This window comes from Bradyrhizobium sp. (assembly GCF_049581145.1).
Taxonomy (GTDB): Bacteria; Pseudomonadota; Alphaproteobacteria; order Rhizobiales; family Xanthobacteraceae; genus Bradyrhizobium.
The window spans coordinates 1-12,417 of record NZ_JBAURI010000353.1 but is presented as its reverse complement, the minus strand read 5'-3'; the positions used below and the strand labels follow the sequence as shown (position 1 = coordinate 12,417).

Sequence of the window (12,417 nt, the reverse complement as noted above, 5' to 3'; positions counted from 1 at the left end):
CTTGCTATCAATTCAATGCGGAGGCTCCACAGCGGTCCATTGATCGCCATCGCAGCATCCGAAACCCATAGCGCGGACAGATGAAACAACGACATGTTGCCGAACAATGCCATCGCCAACGCTAGAGAAAGCCACAAAGACGGCATGAGCCGGAACAGGCGTCGGATAGCGAAGGCGACGTAGAACTTCGGCGACAACGCTCCGCTTGGCTGAACGTTCGCGCCAAGAACAAACCCGCTGAGAACAAAGAACAGCGCGACGGCCCCAGTTCCCGGAAATAGGCTGGTGAGGATCAGGTTAGCCACACCGTCAACGCTGGGGTTGTTCAGCAGGGCGGGCGTTGGCGATCGGCCGCCGACGGCATGGAATATCACGACGATGAGCGCGGCGACGCCGCGAAGCGCTTCGAGCTCGGGATAGAACTTTCGATGATCCAATGCCGCTCTTAGCGGCCCAATAGCGAACGAACTGCGTGTGACAAGCTCATCCATACAAAAATACCGCGATTCCCAAGAGGATCACAAATTGTAGCTAGACCACAGTTCGATCAACTGCTGGAATTTTTTTGCCTTAGCGTGACACAACGGCCACAGCAAGACCGCTCGCTCTCGTTTTCCCGCGTGAAATCGATAGGATAGACCAATGCCCGATGCATCCGTAGCGCCCAGACGCCGCCTCGACAGAGGCTGCGGATAAAAATTATTTTGATTACATAAGCTTACGTCCCGCTACCCTACAAGTTGTTAGCGTTGAGCACGGTGATTTCCTGAGATTGACGAACCGGGATAGGGATAGAAGATGCGGACAGCATTTGGCATTGCGCAACTCGCTCAGCGCGGACCCGGTTTGCCCATTCGCCCACGGTGTGGCGACGGCGCAACACACGGATGCGAAGATTACGGTTGCATGCCGATTTCGTCTCTCGCTGGAATTGACGTCGGCGTGAATTTGCCGGCAAGCATAAGGCTTTGGCGCTCTACTCCCATCTGGAATTCGAATGCATAAATTCTCTCCTGGGCCTGTTGTGACGGATTCCATCGACGACAGCTCCCCAATCGGCTGCGCTTCGTCTTCGTTGTTCCACAGAGCGGTAGCGCCGGTGGTGAAGTATTGGTTGGCCTTCGCCGGTACCGCGGTTGGGCTTATCCTGCTCGCTTTTGCGGCGATCTATTCTCCGGGGGAAGACCATCTCGCGGCCATTCCGCTCAACGGAGACGGCGCGTGGTACTACAACTACGGCATCTATTCTGAGATCCAGGACAACGACATCTTCTTTCACGGCATCGGCCATTCTATTGAGAACGCGCAGCAGGCCGACATCATATTTCTCGGGACTTCCCGACCTCTTCTCGGCATTGATTGGCGGCTGTTTGAAGCCTTCGAGCAAAAACATCACCTGAAAATGTTCAATATGGCCTTTGCAGGCGTTCCGAGCGGAGAGTTTGCGCTGCGGATCATCCAGAAGTGGGCATTAAAACCAAAAATGTGGGTCATCGATGTGGGTGAACTACACAACAGCTTCTTTTCCATGACATGGACGAGTGCGTTTGGAGCGAGTGCGACGGAACGAGTCGTCAGCTATGGCCGCCTGCGTGCATTTAAGAATGTTCTCGGCCGCAATCTCGTCTGGCGTCTCAAAATACCATTTGGATTGCTCAACCAGGGCCGTTCCTTCCGGTCGGCAAAGACAGGTAATTGGTATCTCGATGGCTGGCCGAACTATCTATCAACCAGCAATCCACGCATTCAGACAGTCATAGACTCTTGCCCGGCTCCGCCTGAAGAACTCGAAGATGCCAGACACTATGTCGAGGCTCTTGGCGGCATCGCTGTTCTCACCCAGACGCCCAACAAAGACTCCTGCGCCCGAAGAGTCCTCGATATTGCATCGGCTCTCACAACGCCAGCAATAACCGTAGATGCGACGCAATTCACTACGGCTGACGGAGGCACACATCTCGACCGTATCGGTGCTCACGAATACACGGCAGTCCTTTTCTCTCAATTAGAGCAGCTGCCGGCGTTTCGGAAGCTATTTCCGGCTCCTAAAGAAGAGGCGGGCGTCAGCGCCCAGCATTAGAGGCAACAGGTGTCGACATGCTCTTTAACTCCATCGAATTCATCTTCGTCTTCCTGCCGATCTCCCTTGCCGGTTTCCTCATCCTCGGAACGATTTTCGCTACGGCAGTTCCCCGCATGGTCTGGTTGGCTTTGGCATCATTGTCTTTTTACGCGTATTGGAACATCGCGTTTCTTCCCGTCATCGGCATCTCGATCCTGATCAATTTTCTGTTCGCTATCGTCATTCTCACCTTCAAGAAATATTCGAGGGCGATCTTTGTCATAGCGGTTACAGCAAACCTCGCCGTATTGGGTTTCTACAAATATACCAATTTCGCAATCGAAATCATCAACGCCGTCGCGCCGCATCCGCTCCAGCCTCTGTCGGTGACGCTGCCGCTCGGCATCTCATTCTTCACCTTTACCCAGATCGCGTACTTGGCGGACGTCGCGCTTGGCCGCGTCTACGAGCGCAATTTCATCAAATACGTCGTCTTCGTCACGTACTTCCCGCACCTCATTGCCGGGCCGATCATGCACCATCGCGAGATGATGCCCCAATTCGACTCGGCCGAGCGCCGCCTGACGAGCGAGCGGCTGGCGATCGGTTTGACCGTGTTCGTCGTCGGCCTGTTCAAGAAAGTCGCGATTGCCGACTACATGGCGACCATTTCCGACCCGATCTTCGCGGCAGCCTCCAAGGCCGCAATCTCGAGGCTGGACGCCTGGGGCGGCGCTCTGGCCTACGCGCTCCAGATCTATTTCGACTTCTCGGGCTATTGCGACATGGCGCTCGGCATTTCACTGCTGTTCGGCATTGTGCTGCCGTTCAATTTCGATGCCCCATACAAGGCGCAAAGCATCGCCGAATTCTGGCATCGCTGGCACATCACCTTGTCACGCTTCCTGCGCGACTATCTCTACATTCCATTGGGCGGCAATCGCCTCGGAGAAGCGCGGCGCAACCTTAATCTTGCCACCACCATGCTGATCGGCGGCCTGTGGCACGGCGCCGGATGGACCTTCGTGGTGTGGGGTGGCCTGCATGGCTTTTTTCTCGTCACCAACCACAGTTGGGTCAAGCTGACGGCGCGCGTGCCGATCCTGCTGCGAGCGAGCGAGACTATAGCCTATGCCGCAATCAGTCTGGTCTTGACCCAGTTCTGCGTCGTCATCGCATGGGTGTTCTTCCGTGCCGACTCGCTGACCACGGCGCATCGCGTATTGGCTGCCATGTTCGGCTTGGGGCAACCAGCGGCGACGCCGCAGGTACTTGGGATGATGGGGCCGATCCTCACTGTCATGAGCCGGGACATCATCGCCGCCGGTTACCTTATCTGCCTCCTGCTGCCAAACGTGAACGAGCTTTTCCGGCACAAATACCGAGTCGGCCTCGACTCCTACCAACTGCCACAGGCGTGGAGCCTGCTGCGGCTCGATTGGCAAATGCAGGTGCCTTGGGCAGTCGCAACGGCGGCGCTATTTTCTCTCGCGCTGTTCGCCATATTGGCAGTGGGGGACGGCACACCGTTTTTGTATTTCCAGTTCTAGAACGGCATCACTTTGTTGGCTCCGATACGATTTTCGGCAGCCTAATCACTGGGAAATCGGACCGGAGTTGAGCGGCGCTGACACTTTCCATTTGTGGACCATACGGGACGCGATCGGACCCAGAACGAATAGAAGGGTGTGGGTACTCCACAGACACAAGGTACGATAGATCTTCGCGACCATCGGCCCCGCGTGTCGCCCGACGGACCTTTCGCCGAGGGCGATCACGACGAGTGGATCAACAACTCGGTCGAACTCTCTTTGCCACGCGGCAACAGACTGGCTGTCTGATTCGCCGCTATGAACCCGGCAGGCACGAACGCCGCACCGCAGATACATGTCCTTGATGGCAGCGTGATCGAACAGCTGGCTCAACAGGAACGGCGCCAGCAGGTCGGCAGGAGGCAGCATATCCCTGCGGTCATCCTCGGTGAGATCAAGAGCAAGGCATTCGTCACTGTCCGGGATAATATAGATCTGGCGCCACGATTCGCAGCACACAGCGGCAAGCTGGTGGTCGATGAAGCCATTGAAGTTCTCGTCAATGCGCGCCGGCCACGCGGCGAATGTCGGGCCCTGAAACGAGCGGAACAACAGTTCCTCCGGTCGCGGTCGATAGCAGACATACGCCTTCCACCAGTAGCTGCTCGGGCTTTCAATCAAATATTGGCTGTTGACGCAGTGCCAATGCCGGAATAGCAGAGCTGCGTGCTCTCTGGGCGCGAGCGCGAAAGCGCCATCGGGCGACTCGGCAATCCGGTTTTTCAGTTCCGCAACAGCAGTCCTGCGATTGATTCGCGGCCCCGGACCGATGACCAACCGATAGCCTTCGCGGAAACGGCTCACAAGCGCCGCAAAGGCGCCTTTGTTGAGAATCAGATCAGGACCGATGAAGAACAGCGCGGCGTCGGCTCGCATCGCCTCGACCACGAGCAGGCGTTGGCTCACGACCATCGGCCCATAGTCGCCATGCGTGTCATGACCATGAAGCTTGGCTCTGTCGAGGACCTCGACATCGATGTGTTCGCGGAGCAATTTGAGAGTACGAGCTTGCTCGATAGTGCAAGCGTCTGTCGCTGTCGTCATGATCCGCACGCGGCTGAGCTCGCGTAGATCGTCAGGAATTTCACGCACCAGAGCGGCGAGATTGGCAAGGGTAATTTGCGTCAAGAGCGCAGTATACACTGGCCCGAACACGACAATCGCGATGTGAATACCATTAGGCATCGAGGAGTCGCGCGTCATTTGGCATCACCTCCCTGCTGTCTGTAGGGCCGAGGTCGAGCGCCCGACGGAACGCGGGTGCGACAAGGCGCCAGCGCGCTTAGGTCCCGCAATGTGCGCGAAGCTCAGCAAGCTGACATCGCGAGGGAACGCCGGCAAATTCCAGCGTGTTTCCTGATAGTACATTCCTTCGAGATAGTAATGTGTCGCAAATTCGAGTTCGCCGGATCCGCGCAGCGCATCCGCGTACTCGACGGCGACCGCCTTTTGTGCGGGATCAAGTTTAAGGCACAATGAAAAACTGTCGCATGCATCGCGGAGCAATCCCTGATTTGATAGTGCGCGGCCATGATTTGCGGCAGCAATGGCCTGGGGACTGATGCAGCGATCGGAGAAGTCAGTACATCGATCGCCATGCATCGCTCGCGCGAAGCAGTCGAGAGCAAGATCGTTCCGATCCGTATCCTGGTATAGAAACGCAAGATCGAGCCACGCCTCCGCCCAGCGAGGATACTTCTTTGTAAGACCCACAAGCTCCGCTTCGAGGGCCTCTGCGACTGGACGCCCGATCGACTTCTCCAGGTCGCCGAGCCTTCGATCGACCATGGCCAAAGGCACCGACCGCGACGTGGCAACGACCGCCTGAAACTCGCCAAGGACCTGCCCGACGGCCTGAAGCGCACGAACCGATCGTACTTCAGCCAGAACTGCAGCATCTTCCGCGCCGATGTATAACGATGACCGTTCTTCAGGGATTTTGGAGTACAAGATTTTCGCGGCCAAGGACGGCAACGGAAATCCCGGGGCCACGCGCGAATACCAACGAGCGATTTTCGTCCGACTTCTCTTCCAGGTCATCCGTGGACCATCAGTTACCAGACTGATAACGAACAATCCGGGCAGACGGGCAAAGCGGCGGACAATGGGGATCGCTCCGAGGGATTGGGACAAGGCTGTCATAACCCTTAGCGCGTTGCTGCGCCAGTTGGACGGATGACGGAGCGTTGCAACCACAAAATATAGTATCTCGACCCAGGCGCGAAGACGGAGTTTTAGCGCTCCTTTCCTGTTCAGATTATCGTAAGTCAGGAAAACGGGGGCAACAAGCGGCTCGATGAACGGAATTTGCACCGCATGGTAGATAAGTCGGTGAGTTCTGGATTGCTGCGCCCAGGTCGTCATGGCGAAGACGCCAGTTGGAGGCGGCGCTGTCCCAGCCGCGGTCGCCGGTTGCGCGGAGTGCACGATCTCAGCCTCGCGCCATAGGACTCTATGAATCGAATAGATGGTAAATGCCTCAACATTGAAAGGCTGCTGAGCGGGAAGAGCTCCAAGCAGTGGTTCGGCGGGTAGTCCCCTCGCAGTCAAAAGGGGCGCCCTGCTGCCACTGATCAGGACATGATCACGAATGAGATCGACAAACTCCCGCTCTCGACCCGGTACCAGCAGTTCGCGAATCCGTTCCCAATCGCGTTCGATCGCAGCATCGGTCGGAACAAGAATAATCGGATTTTCGCGCGAAACGATTCGACGCCGAAGACGTCCGGCATAGATTGCGACGGCGAGCAACATGGCGGCCTTGGCATAGCCGCGGCCACGTAGTGTGTCGAAAAGCCGGAAAAGTCGTCCGGCAATGATCAGCTGCGAGCGATAGAACCGGCCTCCCGCGATGCATCGTCTGCGTTCCGCTTCCGCACCTGGTATCGAGCGGTCATAGAGTTCGACAGGAAACTGGCTCTCATACACGCAAGACTCAGTGGCGAAAGCATGCCACCATCCTGCAAGATTCGAGAGACGAATCCCATCGAGAGGCCACGCACGAAAATAACCATCGAGGCGCTTGAGCAATGGCTCGACGCTCAAGGTCGAGCACGGTTCCAACACAATCCGATCGAGCCGATGCTGCGGACTGTAATGGCGGAGCTCGGAAAAATGGCTTGGGTCCAGGCAGAACGGGTTCGAGACAATGTCACGAACAATCGCGCCCTGACCTGGAACGATGCGCAGGTCATATTCCGGATGCGGCGGCCGCCGCGGGCTGTCGCGACGCATGGCGGCGTGCAACGGATGGAAGTGACGGTATAGCAGATCGAGTAATTCCTGCCGGCCGATGCTGATGATTTCACTTCCAAACCGCCGTTCGATCTCCGGCAGGATCGTCTCCAGGACCACTTGCGGGCCGAGCGTAAAGACCGCTTTCGCGCCATCCCTCATACGCGTCGCCCAGTTCATCAGCGATCCTTGCCCATACAGAAGATCGGGAATGATGAAGAAAAGCACTTCCTCGTTTCGCCGAGCCAATTCGATAGCCCGCCGCCAAAGAATACCGTGCGATCCATGATTGTGAGGGTCAATCTCCGACGGGGAGAATACCGACACGGTTACGTCGATCTGCCTGCGCAGATTCTGGAAAACCCGGTGGCGCTCAAGAATTTGGGCATCGTCGGCCGTCGTATAGATCGTGTACCCAACCTGGTGGGCGTCAGCGATGGCGGGGATGTTGCCTTCCGCTAACAGGCTCGGAATGGTCAAGCGCAGGAACAGGTCAACAAAGTCTCGTCCCCAGGTAACGGTAGTCAGCCTGATCTTCATATGCTTGCAGCTCCCGATCTACGCGCCAGCAAAGGTTGTCTCAGACGACGCCGAGCGACGCACCAGAGGCTGCTCCGCAGAAAGCGCTTGCCCGCCACGATGACAAGCCATTTTCACGTAGTCCATTTGTCTTGCAACGTATAGTAATCGTCCCGTCCCAGTCGAGACAAAATTGTAATCGCCGGCCTTGAACATTAGCAACTTATTGATTTCGTGAGTTTGTCGTGCGAACGGCTCCGATCAGGGTTTGCTTGTTTGCACTACCAGCCGAAGTCTTGTCACTGTCGCTTGGGACCTGCCTCGTCGGTGCATCGAGTAAAGCCGAACAGACGCGTCATCGTGGACGCGACCATCGGAGCGATCGCGCGTCGGAATAGATCAACAAAGTCTCGCCGCCGTGAACCAGACCCGGCGCTGTCTGATCAGCTCATTCCTTGGGCTGCTCGTAACAGGCGCGACAGATCTGGGGCGGTCGCCCTTCCAGATGGGCGCGACGGAAGTCGGCAAACTCGTCGCTCTTCCACACGTCAGAGAAACTACCGTTGTTATCGAGGGCGGCGCCGATCTGGTAGGTATCCGGATTGCCGACCGTGCAACACGGCACGACACGCAAATCCGATGAAACATAAGCTCGCTCGAACGGCCAAGGGCAGAGGTGGCCCGGCGAATCCGTCCGATATTTCTCGGTCGTGTGCCAGAAGGAGACGCGTCGACCCTGCGACCGGCCCTTCTCCAGCAGAGCGAGCATGGAATCGAGGCCAAGTTTGTCTTCGACGGTCACCGAGCCGTTCCGCTCGTTCCAGGCCTCGAGGCCCCAACCGATGACTTCGAGCGAGAAGACCTGGTTGGTAAAGCCAAGCTCCTGTCCCAGTTCGACGAGATCGCCCAACTGATGGCAGTTAGCCTGCTGGACAACCGTCCACATCTTGGTCCGTTCAACGCCCTGCTCGCGGCAATAGTCGTTGATCAGTTTGCAATTGGCGACGACACGCTCGAAGACAGAGCCGACGCGGATCTGCTCGAACACGTCGCGGGTGGCGCCGTCGATGGATATCTGGATCTCGTTGACCCCCGAATCCACCAGCTTCTTGTAATTGTCGCGCAAGTGAAGCAGCGAGGCGTTGGTGGTTGTTCGAACCCAGATATGCTTCGAGCGAGCATAGCGAATCATTTCGAAGAAATCGTCGCCCTGCATCAGGGGCTCACCAATGCCCTGCAGCTTGATCTCGACCAAGCCGTATTGCTCGTCAATAAGCCGGCGAAAATCGCCCAGGGACATATCGTCCGACCGGCGGCCCTTTGGCCAGTCGGCGACCACGCACATCGTGCAGCGGAAGTTGCATCTACTGACGTTCTCGATATCGAGTTTGACCGGCAAATAATCGATCACCGCATCTCGGCGTTGGTGCCCCAGATAGGCTTCGTAGTTCGCCTTGCGCCGCGGATCGCCGGCAAGCGCCAGGGCGCGTTCCCGATGGTACGAATCAAGGCCCGCGGCCGGTTCGGGCGATGGCAAGCTGCGAAGCTTCGTGGGTTGCACAGTGATATCGTGCACGGCTGCCCCCTTTACCTAATGCCAAGCTCTTCGCCAGTCGTCACCACGACACCAAAGACGCCCCGATGAGCGCGCGCCAAGTCCAAGGCATTTCCTTCGGCAAGTAGACCACGAATGGCTATACGAGAAAACGCACGTACGGATCGGTGCAGCCAAACGACCGTGACCAGTCGGATCGTCATGCCTTAACCTCTTAGCAACTCGACAGGCATGCCACCACAATTGCCCAGGTGTCAATTCCCGCGAGGAGAAAAGCTCAGAAACCACAGCTTTTGCCGCTATTTCAATGTAGAGTTCCCCCCAGATCACACCGGCGCCGCGCCAACGAAAGCGGACAACGTTGCTTTGGAAGAATCGCGAGTCCTAAGAAGGTCGTTGACGGCTTGCCACGTCACGGCGGTCCAAGTCTGACCGCTCATCTTGCGCCTTCTCACCACGCAGACGCGGCAAAAATACGCCGTCTTCCGACAATTCCCGGTGCCTTATCCCGCAACCGACATGCGGTCTTCCTGCAGGATGATCTGCACCGCATCTGGCAAAGACTTTGCCCGATAATCCGCCGGACACACTCCCTCCGGAGAACCGCCGTCCCAGTCACCGACCAGGATCGACCTGCAACCGGCAGCATGGGCCGCCGCGATATCCCGCCAACGGTCGCCAACGAGCCAGCTCTGATCGAGTGCGACGGAGTGCTCGGCGGCCGCGTCCTCGATCATGCCTGGCTTGGGCTTCCTGCAGGCGCAGGCGTCGGCATCGACGTGGGGGCAGACGCGGATATCGTCGATCTCGACGTGACGACGAAGTTCCTCGTGCATGGCAGCGAGCGTGGCGGGCTGCGTGCGTCCATTGGCAATATCCGGCTGGTTGGTGACGACCACGGTCACGAAACCGGCGCGCTTCAGTTCGCCCACCGCCTCGGGAACACCCGGTAAAATCCTGAAATCCTCGCGGCGCCACGGCGCGACGGGCCGGCCGTCGCGCTCGATATTGGCATTCAGGACCCCATCACGATCCAGGAACACCGCACGCACTACCATTTGGTCGCCATTACCTGCAGCTTTGGATGCGAGACCAGACAATGCCAGACCACCGCCTGAAAGGCTTCCGAATGCGGCGTCACCCGGGACTCCGCGACCGTGGGCACCACCACCACGACATCACCAACCTTCTTGGTATAGCCGCCATCGCGGCCGACGACACCGAATATCCTGAGGTTGCGCGCTTTGGCTTCCTTGAGCGCTTCCACGAGATTGGGGCTGACGTTGCGCTCAAGATTGCCGCCGCCAACGGAAAACACGAAGACCGCGTCCTTCTCATCGGCGCGGCTGACTTTGAGCCACTCCGAGAACACGGTGCTCCAACCCTCGTCATTGGTCCGCGCGGTCAGTTCGGAGACGTTGTCCGTCGGGGCGTAGCTCTCGATGCCGCACAATTTGCGAAAATCGTTGACGGCGTGACCGCAGTTTCCGGCACTGCCGCCGACGCCGAGAAAAAACAGCCTGCCATGGCGTTCACGCAGCGCCACGAGCTCACTGACCAGGGCCTCCACCTCGCCGACGGGAATCCTGGAAGCGATGCTGCCGACTTCCTCGAAATATGTTGCGGTATGCGAATTTGGCATTTACGTCCCCCTTCAAGTCGGCACAGGACGATGAAGCTGGCCGCTCCGCGAGCAGCTCAATCCCTGGAATTAATGGAGTTCCGCGGGACAGCCTCGCCCGCACGGGTCGTGGTCATGATCATCAAGATCAACTTACTCGGCTCCGGCGACAGTTCCGCGATATCTCTTGCCGCTAGGAACCCAATCCAGGGCGACAGCGTCGAGTTCAGCCTCCAGAGCATTCAAGTTTCGCGGGAGCAAGCCCGCGAAGGATTGATGGATGTGGTCGTTCTGCATGCAGCGATCAAATGTGTCAAGCGCGTCGGTAAGCCGCCCGGCACCGAGAAGTAGCCGAGCGCGCAATGCATGAAGGCCTCGTGGAATCGGGCCGGTGAGAGCCACCGCCTCCAACGCGGCGAGCGCGTCGGACGGGCGGTCTCGGACCATCAACAGGCGCGCCTGCTCGAGCGCTGCGACAATGCGCGGATCGGGATCGAAGCGCCCGAGCGGCAAGGTTGGCGGCAGCAGAGCTGCGTGCGTGAAGGCATCGAGCGCGGCGTCAGGCTGGGCGACATCAAGCCGCGCATATCCCAGCTCCAGCCAGGCTTCCGCGAAATTCGGCCAGGACCGCACAACATCCGAGAGCAGCGCAGAAGCCTCCTCGCCCAGCGCAGTCGGCCGGTCGAGACGTTGCTCCGGCGCGACCGGGACCCCGGTGCTGTCCAAGACCGTGCAACGGTAGAAGCCGTAGAGCTGCCGCAACGCATCCAGGCTGCGGAATGCCAGCGCCCGGCGATACGTCGCAAGCGCAAGCTCCGGGTGATCGACCTGGTGGATATGATCCGGGCCTTGACGAGATTTACGGAGCCACTCCCCGCGCAGATCTGCAACCAGCCTGAAGACACGACGGTTGCGGCTAAGCAGCTGCACCAGCGCCGACTTGGCACGCCGGCTGCCATGGCCAGAGCGACGCCGAACCGAGCGCGCGAGGATGTCAAGTCTATCGGCCGCGGTGGCCGGACGCAGCGCGAGCGGCACGAGCGGACGATCGATGCAATAGACGTCAATTTCGTCCAGATGGATCGGTCCTGCGGTGACACGGACCGATCCCTGATCAGAGATAGCATAGGACGCGCCGTCGATCATTCGAATTGGGCCCGCATCCGAGGGGACCAGCCGATCACCGCGCGCAATCGTGTGACGACCTTCCGCAACATGCGCGCGCAATGTGGCAAGGAGCGCGCCGCCGCCGGACAGCAGGCGAAGCTGCTCCTCTGCCGCGATGAGGCCGAGCGCGCTCTCTTCGGGAACGAAGATCGTGACCGGCAGGCGTACCGCGAGACGCCGCCTCAGCCGCATCTGCACGTGCGCGGCCGCGAGCCAGCGCGCGGCGCTCAATTGGCCCCTGTCTGCCAACAACCGCCACAACCGGAAAATCTGCCGGCTGGCGTTCATTTGCCCGATGAAGAATTGCGAAGCAAGCTCGGCCCGTCTGCGTTGTGGCGGCGGGATCGGCCGACTCACGATGTAGGCATGCATCTTTTGGCTTTCGCGTCGATTCACGTCAAAGAAGTAACTGGCGGCCCACGCCCCAAACTCACTCAACGTCGCATCGTCCATCCGCCATGGATGAAGGTAGAGGGAGAGAAGCTTGAGCGCCGGTTCCAGGCTCAGGAACAAGCAGGGTTCGAACGCCACGCGATCGAGTTTCTCGACAGGACAAAAGTTCTCGTTCATCCGGATGGCGCGAGGCCGGAATGCGACCGCGTGCGATGTCAGCACATTCTGCGTGAAGCCAAATCCGTTCAGCGGCCGCAAATGCTCCTCGGGGTGC

At 58.6% G+C, this 12,417-nt stretch carries 10 protein-coding genes; 2 read left to right on the top strand and 8 right to left on the bottom strand.

Annotated features, from left to right (window positions below):
• Positions 1-491, bottom strand: a 491-nt coding sequence (locus WCB02_RS11630; protein ID WP_423958321.1) for an acyltransferase family protein, incomplete at its 3' end; no start/stop codon positions are given.
• Between the two features lie 506 nt (positions 492-997).
• Between WCB02_RS11630 and WCB02_RS11625 the strand changes: the two genes are divergently transcribed.
• Complete coding sequence (locus WCB02_RS11625) at positions 998-2,080, top strand: hypothetical protein (RefSeq protein ID WP_423958320.1); 1,083 nt, start codon at positions 998-1,000, stop codon at positions 2,078-2,080.
• A 137-nt stretch (positions 2,081-2,217) separates the two neighbouring features.
• On the opposite strand, the gene WCB02_RS11620 is transcribed toward WCB02_RS11625, so the two are convergent.
• Positions 2,218-2,430 carry a hypothetical protein gene (locus WCB02_RS11620; protein ID WP_423958319.1) on the bottom strand — a complete coding sequence of 71 codons (213 nt, stop codon included), beginning with the start codon at positions 2,428-2,430 and terminating at the stop codon, positions 2,218-2,220.
• An 18-nt stretch (positions 2,431-2,448) separates the two neighbouring features.
• On the opposite strand from WCB02_RS11620, the gene WCB02_RS11615 reads away from it, so the two are divergent.
• Positions 2,449-3,612 (top strand): MBOAT family O-acyltransferase, encoded by a 1,164-nt coding sequence (locus WCB02_RS11615; RefSeq protein ID WP_423958317.1) that lies wholly within the window; start codon positions 2,449-2,451, stop codon positions 3,610-3,612.
• 45 nt (positions 3,613-3,657) lie between these two features.
• Here WCB02_RS11615 and WCB02_RS11610 read toward each other — a convergent pair whose 3' ends face one another.
• From WCB02_RS11610 to WCB02_RS11585, 6 genes are all read right to left on the bottom strand, one after another.
• On the bottom strand, positions 3,658-4,857 hold the full coding sequence (locus WCB02_RS11610; protein WP_423958316.1) for a hypothetical protein: 1,200 nt from the start codon (positions 4,855-4,857) through the stop codon (positions 3,658-3,660).
• 6 nt (positions 4,858-4,863) lie between these two features.
• A complete protein-coding gene (locus WCB02_RS11605; protein WP_423958314.1) occupies positions 4,864-7,428 on the bottom strand; it encodes a tetratricopeptide repeat protein in 2,565 nt (854 codons plus the stop codon).
• A gap of 427 nt (positions 7,429-7,855) precedes the next feature.
• Positions 7,856-8,983 (bottom strand): radical SAM/SPASM domain-containing protein, encoded by a 1,128-nt coding sequence (locus WCB02_RS11600; protein WP_423958313.1) that lies wholly within the window; start codon positions 8,981-8,983, stop codon positions 7,856-7,858.
• 482 nt (positions 8,984-9,465) lie between these two features.
• Positions 9,466-10,014, bottom strand: a complete 549-nt coding sequence (locus WCB02_RS11595) for a D-glycero-alpha-D-manno-heptose-1,7-bisphosphate 7-phosphatase (protein WP_423958311.1) — start codon at positions 10,012-10,014, stop codon at positions 9,466-9,468.
• Positions 10,014-10,604 carry an SIS domain-containing protein gene (locus WCB02_RS11590; protein ID WP_423958309.1) on the bottom strand — a complete coding sequence of 197 codons (591 nt, stop codon included), beginning with the start codon at positions 10,602-10,604 and terminating at the stop codon, positions 10,014-10,016. The genes WCB02_RS11595 and WCB02_RS11590 overlap by 1 nt, the downstream gene beginning before the upstream one ends.
• 132 nt (positions 10,605-10,736) lie before the next feature.
• Positions 10,737-12,401 (bottom strand): fasciclin domain-containing protein, encoded by a 1,665-nt coding sequence (locus WCB02_RS11585; RefSeq protein WP_423958307.1) that lies wholly within the window; start codon positions 12,399-12,401, stop codon positions 10,737-10,739.
• Between the last annotated feature and the right edge of the window lie 16 nt (positions 12,402-12,417).